Below are 13,906 nucleotides of genomic sequence, written 5' to 3' on the forward strand. Positions count from 1 at the left end.
GGTGGTCGCCGGTGCGGACCGTTGACGGGCGTACTGATCGGGTGGTGGTTGTCGGGGCCGGGCTCGGCGGGCTGGCCTGCGCGCTGCACCTGGCCGGCAGCGGGCGCCAGGTGACCGTGCTGGAACGCGAGCCGGTGCCGGGTGGGCGGGCCGGTCGGCTCAGCGTCGACGGCTACGAGTTCGACACCGGCCCCACGGTGCTCACCATGCCCGATCTCATCGCCGAGGCGCTCGCCGCGGTGGGCGAGGAGCTGACCGACTGGCTCGACCTGGTGCCGCTCGACCCGGCCTACCGTGCCTACTATCCGGACGGCTCCACGCTGGACGTGCTCACCGACACCACCGCGATGGCGGCGGAGATCTCCCGGGTCTGCGGGCCCCGGGAAGCCGACGGCTACCTGCGTTTCGTCGACTTCGCCCGCAACCTGTGGCGACTTGAGCGGGCCGACTTCATCGAACGCAATCTCGACGCGCCGACCGACCTCCTCACCGGCAACCTGCTCAAACTCGTCGCCACCGGCGCCTTCCGGCGGCTGCAAACCAAGATCGACCAGTTCTTCCGGGATCCGCGTACCCGACGGATCTTCTCCTTCCAGGCGATGTACGCCGGGCTCGCCCCGCACGACGCGCTGGCCATCTACGCGGTCATCGCGTACCTCGACTCGGTGGCCGGGGTCTTCTTCCCGCGCGGCGGCATCCACGCGGTCTCCCGAGGGTTGGCCGGCGCCGCCGAGAAGCACGGCGTGCGCATCCGGTACGGCACCACCGTGACCCGGGTGGAGACCGCGAACGGGCGGGCCACCGGGGTGGTGACCGCCGACGGGGAGTTCGTCCCGGCCGACGCGGTGGTGCTCAACCCCGACCTCCCGGTCGCCTACCGCGACCTGCTGCCGCCGGCCCGGCAGCGCCGGCTCACCTACTCACCCTCCTGCGTCGTGCTGCACGTCGGCTCGACCCAGGGGTACGGGCGAATCGCCCACCACAACATCCACTTCGGCCGGGCCTGGCAGGGCACCTTCGACGAGGTCATCCGACGCGGAACCCTGATGTCCGACCCGTCCCTGCTGGTGACCAACCCGAGCCGGACGGATCCGGCGGTGGCACCGACCGGCCGCCACACCTACTACGTGCTGGCGCCGGTGCCGAACCTCGACCGGGCACCCTTCGACTGGCGCGGTGACCTCACCGCCCGCTACACCGACCAGCTCATCACCACGTTGGAGGAGCGCGGCTACGTCGGCTTCGGCGCGGGTGTCGAGGTGCTGCGGGCAATCACCCCGGCGGAGTGGGCCGAGCAGGGCATGGCGGCCGGTACGCCGTTCGCCTCCGCGCACACCCTGTTCCAGACGGGCCCGTTCCGACCGTCGAACCTGCACCGCTCACTGTCCAACGTGGTGTTCGTCGGCTCAGGCACCCAGCCCGGTGTCGGCGTACCGATGGTGCTCATCTCCGGCAAGCTCGCCGCCAGCCGGATCACCGGGGAGCCTCGGTGAGCACGAGGAACGAGGCAGCGCCGTGCCCTGCGCTCAGGAACGGAGAGTGGCGCTGATGTCGCAGTCCCGGGAGAGCCACCTCGTCGAACTGGTCGACGACACCGGGCAGCCCGTCGGGAAGGCCACGGTCGCCGCCGCCCATCAACCGCCCGGTCAGCTGCACCGGGCGTTCTCCGTACTGCTCGTGGCACCCGATGGCCGGGTGCTGCTTCAGCGGCGCGCCGCGACGAAGACCCGCTTCCCGTTACGCTGGGCGAACTCCTGCTGCGGCCATCCACAGCCGGGCGAAGCCCTGGCCGAGGCCGCCAACCGGCGGCTGGCAGAGGAGTTGGGTGCCGGGCCGGTGCCGTTGAGCGAGATCGGCGTCTACGTCTACCGCGCCGAGGATCCGGCCACCGGGCGGGTCGAGGTCGAGTACGACCATGTCCTGCGCGGCGAGTTCCACCCCGACGGGTCACTACGACCCGAGCCGACCGAGGTGGCGGAACTGCGCTGGGTCGAGCCGGCCCAGCTCGCCGCCGCGCTCCACCAGGATCCCGACACCTACGCGCCGTGGCTGGGTGGCGTCCTGGATCGGCTGCTGCAACCCTCGCAACCGCCCGGGCAGCCGGCCTACGACGCGCCGGAGCGGCCGGGTGGCCGATGAGGCGCTGAGCGCGGGCGTGGTCGCCCAGCGCCTGGGGGTCGCGGTGACCACACTGCGCACCTGGCATCAGCGGTACGGCCTCGGGCCCAGCCAGCACATTCCGGGCCACCACCGGCGCTACACAGCGGCAGATCTGGCTCGGCTCGAAGTGATGCGACGGCTCACCGCCGAAGGGGTGAGCCCCGCCGAGGCGGCCCGTTGGGCCCGTCAGGCACCCGACGCCCTCGCGCCTGTCGACATCTCCCGTGCCGTACGCCGGCGACGGGACGGCGGTGGTACGACCATCCCGGTCGGCCGGGCCGGGCCGGCGGCCCGGGGGCTGGCCCGCGCCGCGATGCGCCTGGACGCCGCGGCGATCAGTGAAACGATCTCCCGCGCCATCGCCACCGACGGCGTGGTCGCGACCTGGGACCGGCTGCTGCGCCCGCTGCTCGTCGGCATCGGCGAGCGGCACGCCGCCACCGGTGCGCTGATCGAGGTCGAGCACCTGGTGTCCCGGTGCGTCTCGGCGGCGTTGAGCGTGGCAGCGTCCGCCGGCCCCGCTTCCGGGCCCCCCCGCGTCCTGCTCTCCTGCGCCGACGAGGAGCAGCACAGCCTGCCGCTGGAGGCGCTTGCCGCAGCGTTGGCCGAGGCCGGGGTCGGCTACCGGATGCTCGGTGCCCGGGTGCCGACGCCGGCGCTGCTCGCCGCGATCGACCGGACCGGTCCGGCCGCCGTGGTGCTCTGGTCGCAGACTCGGGCCACCGCCGAGCCGGCCCAACTCACCGCACTGCTCACCGCGTCGAGCCGGCCGATGCTGGTGCTCGCAGCCGGGCCGGGCTGGCCGGCCCGGGCTCTGCCGACCGGGGTGGTCCGCCCGGCCGACCTGAGCGAGGCGGTCTCCCTCACCGTCGCCGTGCACGACTCACTGAATCGTCCGGCCGCCTCCTGACCCGCCGTGGGTCCACCCGAGTCGGGTGAACTAGCGTCGGGGCGTCCGCGTACCCCGAACCCTTCTCGGGAGCGAACGATGCGTCACCGTGCCCTACTGGCGTCCCTCGCCGGCCTGGTCGTCCTGCTCGTCGCTGGCTGCGGCGGCGGCAGCACCCCGACGGCCACCGCACCGTCCAGTCCGCCACCCTCGGCCGCTCTGCCGCCGGAGCCGGCCCCGTCGCCGACCCGTACCGTGCCGGCGAAGCCACGGCTGCGGCCGCTGCCGGTGAAACTGCCGGCCGGGCTGATCCGCACCACCGGCACCGACAAGGTGGCCCTCACCTTCGACGACGGTCCGGACCCGGCCTGGACGCCCAAGGTGCTCGACCGGCTGAAGGCGGCCAAGGTGACCGCCACTTTCTGCGTGGTGGGTAAGCAGGTCCGCAAGCATCCGGGCCTGCTGCGGCGGATCGTCCGGGAGGGGCACCAGCTCTGCAACCACAGCTGGAACCACGACCTGGACCTCGCCCGGCGACCGGTCTCCGAGATCCGCGCCGACCTGATCCGTACCAACCGGGAGATCCGGCGGGCGGTGCCGGACGCGAAGGTGCCGTTCTACCGGCAGCCCGGTGGCCGGTGGACCGCCGAGGTGGTGAAGGTCGCCAAGCAGCTCGACATGCGCTCGTTGCACTGGTCCGTGGACCCACAGGACTGGGCCAAGCCGACCGCGGCCACCATCGAGAAGCGGGTGAAGCGGTCGGCCCGCCCCGGAGCCGTGGTCCTGCTGCACGACGGGGGCGGTAACCGCTCGGCCACCCTCGCCGCCTGCACGAAGTTGATCGCCGGTCTGAAGCGCGACCATGGCGTCGCCAGGCTCACCTAGACCGGCTCCGAGCTGGCGTTCTTCGGGCCGTTGTGGCTGCCGCCATACCGGTTTGGTCGACCGGTACGCCATCACGTATGCTTTCGAAGCCTCCGGCGGGGCCGGATGGGAGCAAGTCCGCTCAACGTTGCGAGTGTGCAATGATGGCGGGGCCGCCCTCATCGTCTAGCGGCCCAGGACGCCGCCCTTTCAAGGCGGTAGCACGGGTTCGAATCCCGTTGGGGGCACGGTTCGGCTCAGGCCGGAGGCAACACCAGCAAGGTCCTGTGGAGCAGTTGGAGTGCTCGCCGCCCTGTCAAGGCGGAGGTCGCGGGTTCAAGTCCCGTCAGGACCGCAAGCGCTGACGCCGCGCCCCTCGCGCGGCGTTCTGCGTATCGGGGCATGCGACCCGTCCCAGCGGCGATCCCGCAGGTTGGGTAGCATGAGCCGAGCACCACGGCCAGGTAGCTCAGTTGGTACGAGCGTCCGACTGAAAATCGGAAGGTCGGCGGTTCGACCCCGCCCCTGGCCACATAGCCTTTCGCCGGGCTATTGCAACGCCGATCAGCGGAAACGCCGGTCGGCGTTTTGCTTTGCGCCCCCTCGGGCTGGCGTCCTTTGACCGGCCTTGGCGGCCGCTCCTTCACTGGTTGACCTCAGCGCCGGAGCAGGACGAACCATCCCACCGCGCCCATGAGCAGCAGCAGTGCCAGTGCGAACAGAGCCCGTCCGGCCACGGCGGGCACGGGGGCGAGAAGCGGTACCTGCTGCACGAGCAGGCTCGCACCGAGCAGTGCGAGGAAGCCACCACGACGGAGGGGCTGGGACCGCTGGCTCTCGGTCAGCCGAGCAGCCCGTACCCAGACCGCGGGAAACCGCCGCGTCACCGCGACCCGCACGCCGAGGACGACCACGACAAGGCTGAGGACCACGCTGACAAGGCGCAGGGCGGCCCATACCGGGTCCGAGTCATCCACGATCACGCGACCAATCAATCACGTGGGGTCAATGCCCGGCCCCAGAGCTTGCATCCAGTACCCGGGTACAGGCTTACCGTCGAGGTATGAGTGATCAGGACTTCACCACCGGAGCGGCGTGGGTGCCGGATGCCTGCACCCTGCCGACGGCGCAACGGCCGTTGCGGCTCGCCGAGTTCGACCGGTTCTTCGGCGCGGCGGTACGAGCGGCGGAGCGGGTGTCGGCGCAGCATCTGCGGCTGCGACTCGACAACGCGACGCAGGTCGAGGAGACGGCCCGCGATCTGACCGCCCGCGAGTCGTCGTGCTGCTCGTTCTTCGCCTTCGACCTGTTCCGACCCGATGCGGCCTCGCTGACCTTGGACGTCCGCGTGCCCGCCGGGCACGTCGACGTGCTCGACGCCCTCGCCGACCGGGTCTCCGCCGTACGGCGGCGGCGATGACGTCGTACGGGCTGCGCAGTGGTGAGTTGGCCGACGCGGCCGGCGTCAACCGACAGACCCTGCGCTACTACGAGCGCCGCGGCCTGCTCGCCTCCCCAAAGCGGTCGCCGGGTGGGCACCGGATCTATCCGGCCGAGACGGTCACCCTGCTACGGATCATCAAGACGGCGAAGCGTCTGGGCTTCACTCTCGACGAGGTCACCGAACTGCTCGACGCCGGTCGCCACCGGCACGGCCGGCGGCCTGACCGCGGCCTGCAAGCTCGGGCCAGGAACAAGCTCGCCGAGGTCGAGCGGAAATTGGCGGACCTGACAGTCATCCGCGACACCCTGCGGGCCGCCGTCTCCGCCGGCTGTGACGACCTGATCGCCTGCGCCGGCAGCAACTGCTGCCCACTACCCTTCGCCGACCTCGCCGGGAGCAACGAGCAGGCCTGACACTGCACCCGTCGCGACCACGACCGAGCGGCGCGCGCACAGTGCCGCCGGCCTCGGAATCCTTCGGACCGCAACGGAAACGCGGATCATGAAGAGCTGCCACCACGCGCCAGGGCATGAGGGAGCTTCCGCGCCCCGCCAGCACAATTCATCATGAAATTCGGCTATCATCGCTCTGTGGCGATCGATTGTATGCCGAGGCTTACTCCGGCCGTAGCGCTGTTCCGCTCCCTGGGTGACCCGACCCGGCTGGCCATCCTGCGCCGCCTCACCGTCAGCGAGGCTCGCGTGGTCGACCTGACCGGCGAACTGGGCATGGCCCAGTCGACGGTCTCCAAGCATCTCGCCTGCCTACGCGACTGCGGGCTCGTCGACTACCGGGTCGAGGGCCGCCAGTCGTTCTACGCGCTGACCCGGCCGGAGTTGCTGGATCTGCTGCGCTCGGCAGAGCTGCTGCTGGCGGCCACGGGCGAGGCGGTGGCCCTCTGTCCGGTGTACGGCGCCCCGGCACCCGGAAGTACGCCGGTTCGACCGCCGGCCGAGGCAAAGCCGTGAGCACTTCGGCACTGGCTCCCGAACGGCGGGCGGTGCTGTCCCGACGCAGCCTGTGGCTCGCCTACGCCACCGCCGGCTACAACCTGCTGGAGGGTCTGGTCGCCATCGCCGCCGGAGCCGCGGCCTCCTCCACCGCGCTGATCGGCTTCGGCCTGGACTCTTTCGTCGAGGTTTCCAGCGCCGCAGTGGTGATCTGGCAGTTCCGCTCCCGGGTCCCTGAGGACCGGGAACGGCTGGCGCTGCGGCTGATCGGCCTCTCCTTCTTCGCCCTGGCCGCCTGGGTGACCTTCGACGCTCTCCGCTCGCTGCTGGCCGGCGGTGACGCCGATGCCAGCCCGGTCGGAATCGGCCTGGCCGTTGCGTCGCTGATCGCCATGCCGTTGCTCGTCGCCGCCAAGCGGCGCACCGGCCGTGAACTCGGTTCCGCCACGGTCATGGCCGACTCCACCCAGACGTTGCTGTGCACGTACCTGTCCGCGGTGCTGCTCGTCGGTCTGCTGCTCAACGCCCTGTTGGGCTGGTCCTGGGCCGACCCGATCGCCGCCCTCGTCATCGCCGGGGTCGCGGTCAGGGAAGGCGTGCAGGCGTGGCGCGGCGAGCACTGCGACGACTGCGCACCCGTTCCGGTCGCGGAGACCACCGGTCGAGCCTCGGGCTGCGCCGACAACTGCTGCACCAACTGAGAGGTGTGACGACATGGCCCGGCTCGCACTGCTGCTCTACCTGCTCGGTCTGCTGCTCACGTTCGGCTGGCGCACGTTCGCCCAGTGGCGGCGCACCGGAGACACCGGCCTGCGTCTCGATGCCGGCCCGGCCGGCACGCTGCGGTGGTGGGCCAAGCTGCTGTTCGTCGCGGCCCTCGTGCTCGGCCTCGCCGGCCCGGCCGCCGCCCTCGCCGGGCTGTCTCCGCTATCCAGTCTCGACCATCGCCCGCTGCACGTCGCCGGCCTCGTCGTGACCACCGCCGGCCTCGTCGCGACACTTGCCGCCCAACTCGCCATGGGCGCCTCATGGCGCATCGGAGTCGATCCGAACGAACGCACCGCGTTGGTGACGGTCGGTGCATTCGCGTACGCCCGCAATCCCATCTTCTCCGCCATGGCGGCGACCATGCTCGGCCTGAGTCTCATGGTGCCAAATGCCGTGGCGCTGGTCGCCCTGCTCGTCCTGATCGTGGCGCTGCAGGTGCAGGTCCGAGCGGTGGAGGAGCCCTATCTGCTCGCCACCCACGGCGACGCCTACCGCCGCTACGCAGGACGAGTCGGGCGTTTCCTGCCCGGGTTGGGTCGGCTCACCGGCTGAAAGCCGATCTCCTCCTGCTCTGGCGGCGCGGTTTGCGGTAAGGCGCGGTCTCCGGGGCGGTGGAGGGCGCGAGTTGCGGCGTCTCGTGCGGTGGCGGGTGGTCGGCTGGCCCTCGGGGCGGTAGCGGACGCGGCTCTCGCGTCGCTTGGTTGCGGCCCGACCAGTTGAGACCCTTCCGGCCTCAGCCGACGGACCATCGGGCGCGTCGGACGATCCACGCCCGGCGCTCGTCCGCGCTCGGCACGCCGACCGGCTCACCGGTCCTGCTGTCGGCTCTGCGCCACACCGCCCTGGATCGCTTCCCACACGCTGCGCCCGGCCCGTAGGAGCGTCTCTCCCGCCTGCTCGGCCAACTGCCGAGTGCCGGACGTCTCGCCGTGAGCGGGCGGGCCATGCTCCGGCGGCCCGGGCCCATCCTGCCTCCGGCCACTCCCGCCACCCTGTTCACCCCGCGCTTCTTCCCGGCCCATGTCCCGGACCCGGCTCGAATCCCGGTCCTCGGCCGGCTTCGGCTCCCGACCTTGGCCCCGATCCCGGTCCTGGCCCCGATCCCGAGCCTGGCCCTCGACCCGAGCCTGGCCCCGATCCCGGTCGTCCGGCTCGCGTCCGGGTGCCCGGCCGGCGACCGCACCGATGGCACCCACCTGCTGACCCAGGTCGTCCGTCGCACCGCCCGGCTGCGCGGCCACCGGACCCGCACCGCCCGGCCGCCCAGCCACCGGACCCGGGCCGCCGGCGGCCGGACTCGACGGGCCGGCGGAATCCTCCTGCTCGCCGAGGGGCCGGCCAGGTCGAGCGAGCGGTTGGTCCGCCGTCCCAGCGGACCGGGCAGCGACCGGTGCAGCCCGGTCCGTCACCAGGCCAGGCCGCCCGACAGCGGGTTCGGCCCGGCCCACGGCCTGCCCGACGGCGGGTCCGGCAGCGGCAGCCACCTGTTCGCTCACGTCGGCAGCCGTTCCCGCCACCCGGTTCACGTCCTCCAACACCGCGCTCGCGGTGCTGGCCAGCGCGTCGATGACCTGAGGGTTCCGGTCGATGGTGGTCAGCGCGCGATCGAGGATCGTCACCAACTTCTCCAGGCGCACCTTCAGCAGGGCCTGCGCCTCCACGCCCTCGATGTCGAGTTCGACGCCCTCGACGTGCACGCGGACGCCGGCGTCGAGTTGAAGCAGACCGGCGAGCCGGGCCCGCAGGGACAGGTCGGCGTCCAGCCGGTCCACGGAGAGCTGGATCGACTTGACCGCGACCTTCGGGACGTCGAGCAGCACATCTGGCTCCGGCTCACCGCCACCGTTCGGACCGGTTGGCTGCCCGGCACTGGAGACCGAGGGCTCTTCGCTGTCTGTCATGTCCCGCTCCGCCTCACCGTCGCGGACCGCCCGGCGACGTCCCGCCACGCATACCCGCTCTGCGGACGGCCATCCCGGCACGAAGGCGCTTCGGCAGCACCGGTCGATCGATATCGGCGAGTACGACGATCATCAGGCGGGACGGACATCGGGGGAAGCTGCGCACCCGGGCATGAGCCGGTATGGTCCGGGCCTATGGGACAGGGGATGGCCGATCCGACCGACATCCAGCAGGACCTTGAGCGGTTTGCGCTCCGCAACACCCTGCGCGTACCCGCCTCCGCGGAGCGGGCGTACGAAGTCTTCACCGGTCGGCTCGCCGACTGGTGGGTGACGGAGTACACCTGGTCGGGCCCGGAAATCCTGGCCGAGCTGGGCATGGAGCCCCGCCCCGGCGGGATGCTCTACGAGGTCGGGCCATACGGCTTCCGCAACGACTGGGGGCGGGTGCTGACCTGGGATCCTCCCCGCCGTCTGGTGTTCACCTGGCAGATCGGCGCGGATCGCGCACCGGTGCCGGACCCGGCGCAGGCCAGCGAGGTCGAGGTGCTCTTCACGCCCGCCGAAGCCGGCACCCTCGTCGAGGTGACGCACCGGCACTTCGACCGGCACGGCTCGGCTGCGGAGGGCTACCGACAAGCCCTGACCGCCGGTTGGCACGAGCTGCTTTCCCGCTACGCGACAACACTGATCCACTCGCCGGCATGAGCGCCGCGCCGGGCGCGTTGACCGACTCGAACGGTCAGGCGGCCCGCTGCCGCAGCGTCGCCACGGTCGAGCCGGCCAGGGTGAGCAGGCACTCGGGCAGCAGCCCGTCGGCGGCCGCCGCGCCGAACAGCGCCCGCGCGGTGTCGAGGTCGGCGTTGGCGTACGCGCTGACGAAGCGGGCCACCCACCGAGCGTCGTACCCGGCCTGGTCGATCCCGGGGAAGTCGAGCGCGCAGGCCCCGGGCGGCACCGGATCCCCGACCATCGTCGCGGCCAGGCACCACGCCACGTCGTACGCCCCGGACAGGCCGGCCCGGTCGACCACCGCGTCGAAGGTCCCCACCACCGCCTCGGAGTCCCCGTCGAGGGCCGAGCTGAGGATGGCGGTGGCATCCTCGAACATCTGCTGTGGCGAGTCGGTCACGGACCGCACAGTACGGGTGCCGGTCAAGGAGCCCGCTCCGGTTACTCTCCGCACATGGTGGAGGCGACCTGCGGATAGACCTGCCTCCACGGTCCCGCCGCCCGTCACGGCACGCTAGTCTGCGCAGCGGACCTTCGCCCGAGGAAGGACGACCATGCACATGTCGCGCGGCTCGCGGACGGCCATCCTGGCTGTCTGCGCCACGGTCCTGCTCGCCACCAGTGCCTGCGGGGAAGACCAGCCCGAGGAGGCGACCACCCAACAGGTGCGCCTCTACGGCACGGACGGCAACATGCTCAACTCGTACCCGGAGGAGTTGGAGGATCGCGCCGGCCTGGTCGACGGGATGAAGGGCACCACCCCGCTCACGCCGCTGCCGAACGACTTCAAGAACCGGCTACGGTCCGTGGACCCGAGGTTGACCGACTACCTCTACTCCGCCGAGGCGTACGACGCGGTGCTGATCAGCGCGCTCGCGGCGCAGCTGGCCGGGTCGACCGACCCCGCGGACATCGCCAAGCAGATCGTGGGCGTCACGAACAACGGCACCAGCTGCACCACGGCGAGTCAGTGCCTGCGGCTGGCCCGCCAGGGCACCGACATCGAGTACCGCAGCGTGTCGATCACCCGAGCCGGCTTCACGGACGCGGGCGAGCCGGCCACCGCCAGTTACGCCACCCTGCACTTCGACGGTCAACAGCTCAACGACGCCAAGACGGAGTTCGTGGGTGCCGGGGACGAGTCCACGGCCAGCAAGAAGGCACCGCCGAAGGCGAAGCGGCAGAACGCCAACTTCCCCGACCCGGAGAGCGGCGCGCCGCTGGTCCTGGGTGGTCTGCTGCCCAAGACCGGTGACCTGGCCATCGCAAACCCGCCGATCGCAGCCGGCGCGGCGCTGGCACTCAAGGAGATCAACGCGGCCGGCGGGGTGCTCGGCGAGGACGTGGTCTGGATCGATGGCGACGACGGCACCAGCCCGACCGTGGCGAAGGCGACCGTGGCCAGCCACATCGACGCCGGCGTACACGTGATCATCGGCGCCGGTGGCTCGGGCATCTCCGCGGCCGTACTGCCCGACGTGGTGGACGCCGGTCTGATCCTCTTCTCCCCGTCGAACACGGCGGCGGACCTGACCGAGGCCGACGACAAGGGCCTCTACTTCCGCACCGCCCCGCCGGACAGTCTCCAGGGGCGGGCGCTGGCCGACGTGATCCTCCGGGACGGGCCGCGCAAGATCGCTATCGTGGCGCGTGAGGACTCCTACGGCAAGGGGCTCCAGGAGGTCGTCCGGGCCGAGCTGGAGCGGGCCGGTTTCGGCGGCGACAAGGTGAAGTTGCTCGGCTACGAGCCGGGAGAGGACGCCGAGGCCGCCCCGATCAACTTCGGCGAGGGCGCCAAGCAGATCAAGGAGTTCGGGGCCGACGCTGTGCTGATCATCGGCTTCAGCGAGTCGGCTGCGGTGATCCGGGCGCTCGCCGAAGCCGACGTACCGCTGGCCGCGCTGGCCTCCTGATCCAGCCGACGCCGACGGCCGCACCGCGACCCGGTGCGGCCGTCGCTGTCTGCGGGTGCCTCAGCGTCCGCGCCGCCGTTCCAGGAACTCCGTCATCCGGCGCTGCTTCTCCTCGTCGGTGAAGAGCACCGCCTGGCTGACCAGGTCCAGCTGTGGATGCGCGGCGGCCGGGGCGTCGACGGCGAGCTTGGTCAACCGCAGCGCCAACGCCGAACCCTTGGCCATCTCGTCGATCAGCCCGTGTGCCGCCGGCAGCAGCTCGTCCGGCGTGGCCACCACCCGGTTCACCAGGCCGATGCGCAGCGCCTCGGCAGCGTCCACCCGCCGGCCGGTGAACAGCAGCTCCTTGGCCAGGGTCTCGCCCACCAGCGCCGGCAACCGGTGGGTGGCGCCGGCACCGGCCAGGATGCCGAGCCGCACCTCCGGTTGGCCGAAGACCGCCCGCTCGGAGCAGACCCGAAGATCGCAGGCGTACGCCAGCTCGGCGCCGCCGCCGAGGGCCGGGCCGTCGATCGCCGCCACGGTCGGCATCGGCAGCGCCCGGATCCGGGCGAAGGCCGCCGAGTTGATCGCGGCCAGTGCGTCCAGGCGGCCACGCTCCCGCAGCTGGGCGATGTCCGCCCCGCCGGCGAAGATCCCGTCGGTGCCGCCGGTCAGCAGCAGCATCCGAGGGCGTGCCTCCAACTCGGCGCAGACCTCGTGCAGGGCCGCGATCAGGTCGGCGTCGATGGCGTTGCGCTTCTCCGGCCGGTCCAGCGTGACCACCAGCCGGTCCGGCTGCTCCTCGACCCGCAGTCCGCTCATCGTGCCGCCTCAGGCGAGCCGGCACCGCCCGGGATCGGTCCCGCCGAAGCACCGCCGGCGGTCGGGAGAGGCTCGCTGCCGCCCGAGCGCGCCCCATCGGTCCACCGGTAGAAGCCATGTCCGGACTTCTTGCCCAACCGACCGGCGGCGACCAACTCCACCAGCAGCGGCGGCGGGGCGAACCGGTCGCCGTACGCGGCCTGCAACGTCCGCGCGATGTCCAGGCGCACGTCCAGGCCGACCAGGTCGGTCAGTTCCAGCGGGCCGACGGGGTGCCGGTAGCCGAGCACCATCGCCTTGTCGATGTCGGCGGGGCTGGCGACCCCGTCGGCGACCATCCGGATCGCCTCCAGCCCGAGCGTCACGCCCAGTCGGGACGTGGCGAAACCCGGCATGTCGCGTACGACGACCGGGTCCTTGCCCAGCCGACCGGCGAGCGCGACGGCCGCGTCCGTGGTCTCCGGGGAGGTGGCCGGCCCGACCACGATCTCCAGCAGCGCCATCGCCCAGACCGGGTTGAAGAAGTGCAGCCCGCAGAAACGCTCCGGCCGGGTCAGCTCCGCCGCCAGGTCGGCGATCGGAATGCTTGAGGTGTTGCTGCCCAGCAGCGCCGGGTGCAGCGCCTCGGCCTCGGCGAGTACGGCCCGCTTGAGATCGGCCCGTTCCGGTACCGCCTCCACGATCACGTCCGGTGCCGGTGCGACCTCGGCGAGTCCTGCCCGCAGGGTGATCCGTTCCCGGTCGGCAGCGGCCTGCTCGGCGCTGAGTCTGCCCCGCCGCACGGCCCGCTCCCCGAGTTCGGTGAGCCGCCGCACCGCCGCGCCACCACGCTCCCGGTCCACCTCGACAAGCTCCACGGTGTGACCGCTGCCGGCCGCCACGTACGCGATGCCGAGACCCATCGTGCCGGCACCCACCACCACGAACCGCTCAGTCATCGCGACACCACCGCACAGTGAGAATCGGTCCTCGGCTGACGCCTGCGACGCGCGGGGTCGCCGCCACGCCGGGTGTCAGCCCGTACGCTCCGCTCAGTCATGCTGCGACCCTATGCAGCGCCGGCACCGGTGCCATGCGTGGGGGCGGGCGGGATCGGGTAAGACCGCCGACAACCGAGGGAAGGACGAGCAGATGAGCCAGGCACCGGAGACCGTGGACGGCACGGGCGCCGAGGGGACCGTCGAGACGCGCGGCGACGAGCGCGTCGAACTGCTGCGTGCCGACACCAACAACGACGGCCGCACCGACGTGTGGGTGGTCGACACCGATGGAGACGGGAAGGCCGACCTGTTCCAGTTCGACACCGACGGGGACGGCAAGGTGGACGTCACGATGGTCGACATCGACGAGGACGGCCAGCCCGACGAGGTGGTCGACGGCGACGGCGGACTCCCCCCGGAGCAGCTTCCGCCGACCGTCCAGGTTTGAGGTGTCGGGAAGGGCACCCTGCTGACGCCTCCGTCGGAGCAGGGGGCCCTTCT

General features: G+C 71.8%; 17 protein-coding genes and 3 tRNA genes. 15 read left to right on the forward strand and 5 right to left on the reverse strand.

Translation table 11 applies throughout. The features are described from left to right. Positions 1-11 precede the first annotated feature (11 nt). From crtI to KBX50_RS20940, 7 genes are all read left to right on the forward strand, one after another. Complete coding sequence (gene crtI, locus KBX50_RS20910; RefSeq protein ID WP_210939043.1) at positions 12-1,493, forward strand: phytoene desaturase family protein; 1,482 nt, start codon at positions 12-14, stop codon at positions 1,491-1,493. Between the two features lie 55 nt (positions 1,494-1,548). Next, on the forward strand, positions 1,549-2,139 hold the full coding sequence (gene idi, locus KBX50_RS20915; RefSeq protein ID WP_210939044.1) for an isopentenyl-diphosphate Delta-isomerase: 591 nt from the start codon (positions 1,549-1,551) through the stop codon (positions 2,137-2,139). Then, positions 2,129-3,070, forward strand: a complete 942-nt coding sequence (locus KBX50_RS20920; RefSeq protein WP_210939045.1) for a MerR family transcriptional regulator — start codon at positions 2,129-2,131, stop codon at positions 3,068-3,070. Before idi ends, KBX50_RS20920 begins: the two co-directional genes overlap by 11 nt. Positions 3,071-3,148: 78 nt before the next feature. Next, a complete protein-coding gene (locus KBX50_RS20925) occupies positions 3,149-3,934 on the forward strand; it encodes a polysaccharide deacetylase family protein (protein WP_210939046.1) in 786 nt (261 codons plus the stop codon). 154 nt (positions 3,935-4,088) lie between these two features. Further along, a tRNA-Glu gene (locus KBX50_RS20930) sits at positions 4,089-4,161 on the forward strand. Between the two features lie 33 nt (positions 4,162-4,194). Further along, positions 4,195-4,268 (forward strand) — tRNA-Asp (locus KBX50_RS20935). Between the two features lie 103 nt (positions 4,269-4,371). Continuing rightward, a tRNA-Phe gene (locus KBX50_RS20940) sits at positions 4,372-4,445 on the forward strand. A gap of 124 nt (positions 4,446-4,569) precedes the next feature. Here KBX50_RS20940 and KBX50_RS20945 read toward each other — a convergent pair. Further along, a complete protein-coding gene (locus tag KBX50_RS20945) occupies positions 4,570-4,896 on the reverse strand; it encodes a hypothetical protein (RefSeq protein WP_210939048.1) in 327 nt (108 codons plus the stop codon). A gap of 80 nt (positions 4,897-4,976) precedes the next feature. Here KBX50_RS20945 and KBX50_RS20950 point away from each other — a divergent pair, with 80 nt between their 5' ends. The 5 genes from KBX50_RS20950 to KBX50_RS20970 all read left to right on the forward strand — a co-directional run bounded on the left by KBX50_RS20950 (position 4,977) and on the right by KBX50_RS20970 (position 7,627). After that, positions 4,977-5,333 carry a hypothetical protein gene (locus KBX50_RS20950; RefSeq protein WP_210939050.1) on the forward strand — a complete coding sequence of 119 codons (357 nt, stop codon included), beginning with the start codon at positions 4,977-4,979 and terminating at the stop codon, positions 5,331-5,333. After that, positions 5,330-5,770 (forward strand): MerR family transcriptional regulator, encoded by a 441-nt coding sequence (locus KBX50_RS20955; protein WP_210939052.1) that lies wholly within the window; start codon positions 5,330-5,332, stop codon positions 5,768-5,770. Before KBX50_RS20950 ends, KBX50_RS20955 begins: the two co-directional genes overlap by 4 nt. Positions 5,771-5,923: 153 nt before the next feature. Further along, positions 5,924-6,325 (forward strand): metalloregulator ArsR/SmtB family transcription factor, encoded by a 402-nt coding sequence (locus tag KBX50_RS20960; protein ID WP_247674111.1) that lies wholly within the window; start codon positions 5,924-5,926, stop codon positions 6,323-6,325. Further along, a complete protein-coding gene (locus tag KBX50_RS20965; RefSeq protein ID WP_210939056.1) occupies positions 6,322-7,008 on the forward strand; it encodes a cation transporter in 687 nt (228 codons plus the stop codon). Before KBX50_RS20960 ends, KBX50_RS20965 begins: the two co-directional genes overlap by 4 nt. A gap of 13 nt (positions 7,009-7,021) precedes the next feature. Then, positions 7,022-7,627 carry an isoprenylcysteine carboxylmethyltransferase family protein gene (locus KBX50_RS20970; protein WP_210939058.1) on the forward strand — a complete coding sequence of 202 codons (606 nt, stop codon included), beginning with the start codon at positions 7,022-7,024 and terminating at the stop codon, positions 7,625-7,627. 254 nt (positions 7,628-7,881) lie between these two features. Here KBX50_RS20970 and KBX50_RS33410 read toward each other — a convergent pair whose 3' ends face one another. Continuing rightward, entirely contained in the window at positions 7,882-8,976 is a 1,095-nt protein-coding gene (locus tag KBX50_RS33410; protein WP_282101525.1) for a hypothetical protein, read from the reverse strand. Between the two features lie 195 nt (positions 8,977-9,171). Between KBX50_RS33410 and KBX50_RS20980 the strand changes: the two genes are divergently transcribed. Further along, complete coding sequence (locus KBX50_RS20980) at positions 9,172-9,684, forward strand: SRPBCC family protein (RefSeq protein ID WP_210939060.1); 513 nt, start codon at positions 9,172-9,174, stop codon at positions 9,682-9,684. A 34-nt stretch (positions 9,685-9,718) separates the two neighbouring features. On the opposite strand, the gene KBX50_RS20985 is transcribed toward KBX50_RS20980, so the two are convergent. After that, positions 9,719-10,108: a hypothetical protein gene (locus KBX50_RS20985; protein ID WP_210939062.1), complete on the reverse strand. Its 390-nt coding sequence runs from the start codon at positions 10,106-10,108 to the stop codon at positions 9,719-9,721. Between the two features lie 154 nt (positions 10,109-10,262). On the opposite strand from KBX50_RS20985, the gene KBX50_RS20990 reads away from it, so the two are divergent. After that, positions 10,263-11,621, forward strand: a complete 1,359-nt coding sequence (locus KBX50_RS20990) for an ABC transporter substrate-binding protein (RefSeq protein ID WP_210939064.1) — start codon at positions 10,263-10,265, stop codon at positions 11,619-11,621. Positions 11,622-11,681: 60 nt separating this feature from the next. Here the strand turns inward: KBX50_RS20990 and KBX50_RS20995 are convergent, their stop codons facing one another. Together KBX50_RS20995 and KBX50_RS21000 are read right to left on the reverse strand one after the other, a co-directional pair. Next, a complete protein-coding gene (locus KBX50_RS20995; protein WP_210939066.1) occupies positions 11,682-12,425 on the reverse strand; it encodes an enoyl-CoA hydratase/isomerase family protein in 744 nt (247 codons plus the stop codon). Then, positions 12,422-13,363, reverse strand: coding sequence for a 3-hydroxyacyl-CoA dehydrogenase family protein (locus KBX50_RS21000; RefSeq protein WP_210939068.1), 942 nt, complete (start codon positions 13,361-13,363; stop codon positions 12,422-12,424). Before KBX50_RS21000 ends, KBX50_RS20995 begins: the two co-directional genes overlap by 4 nt. A 193-nt stretch (positions 13,364-13,556) precedes the next feature. Here KBX50_RS21000 and KBX50_RS21005 point away from each other — a divergent pair, with 193 nt between their 5' ends. After that, the gene (locus tag KBX50_RS21005; RefSeq protein WP_093403834.1) at positions 13,557-13,853 is read left to right on the forward strand and encodes a hypothetical protein; all 297 of its coding nucleotides are present in this window, start codon (positions 13,557-13,559) and stop codon (positions 13,851-13,853) included. Positions 13,854-13,906 lie beyond the last annotated feature (53 nt).

It is taken from the genome of Micromonospora sp. C51 (assembly GCF_018070435.1).
GTDB classification, from domain to species: domain Bacteria; phylum Actinomycetota; class Actinomycetes; order Mycobacteriales; family Micromonosporaceae; genus Micromonospora; species Micromonospora sediminimaris.

Excerpts from the sequence above, each read along its gene's own strand:
- idi (WP_210939044.1), top strand. The coding sequence starts at position 1,549 with ATGTCGCAGTCCCGGGAGAGCCACCTCGTCGAACTGGTCGACGACACC.
- KBX50_RS20925 (WP_210939046.1), top strand. The coding sequence starts at position 3,149 with ATGCGTCACCGTGCCCTACTGGCGTCCCTCGCCGGCCTGGTCGTCCTG.
- KBX50_RS20950 (WP_210939050.1), top strand. The coding sequence starts at position 4,977 with ATGAGTGATCAGGACTTCACCACCGGAGCGGCGTGGGTGCCGGATGCC.
- KBX50_RS20955 (WP_210939052.1), top strand. The coding sequence starts at position 5,330 with ATGACGTCGTACGGGCTGCGCAGTGGTGAGTTGGCCGACGCGGCCGGC.
- KBX50_RS20960 (WP_247674111.1), top strand. The coding sequence starts at position 5,924 with ATGAAATTCGGCTATCATCGCTCTGTGGCGATCGATTGTATGCCGAGG.
- KBX50_RS20970 (WP_210939058.1), top strand. The coding sequence starts at position 7,022 with ATGGCCCGGCTCGCACTGCTGCTCTACCTGCTCGGTCTGCTGCTCACG.
- KBX50_RS33410 (WP_282101525.1), bottom strand. The coding sequence starts at position 8,976 with ATGACAGACAGCGAAGAGCCCTCGGTCTCCAGTGCCGGGCAGCCAACC.
- KBX50_RS20980 (WP_210939060.1), top strand. The coding sequence starts at position 9,172 with ATGGGACAGGGGATGGCCGATCCGACCGACATCCAGCAGGACCTTGAG.
- KBX50_RS20990 (WP_210939064.1), top strand. The coding sequence starts at position 10,263 with ATGCACATGTCGCGCGGCTCGCGGACGGCCATCCTGGCTGTCTGCGCC.
- KBX50_RS20995 (WP_210939066.1), bottom strand. The coding sequence starts at position 12,425 with ATGAGCGGACTGCGGGTCGAGGAGCAGCCGGACCGGCTGGTGGTCACG.
- KBX50_RS21000 (WP_210939068.1), bottom strand. The coding sequence starts at position 13,363 with ATGACTGAGCGGTTCGTGGTGGTGGGTGCCGGCACGATGGGTCTCGGC.
- KBX50_RS21005 (WP_093403834.1), top strand. The coding sequence starts at position 13,557 with ATGAGCCAGGCACCGGAGACCGTGGACGGCACGGGCGCCGAGGGGACC.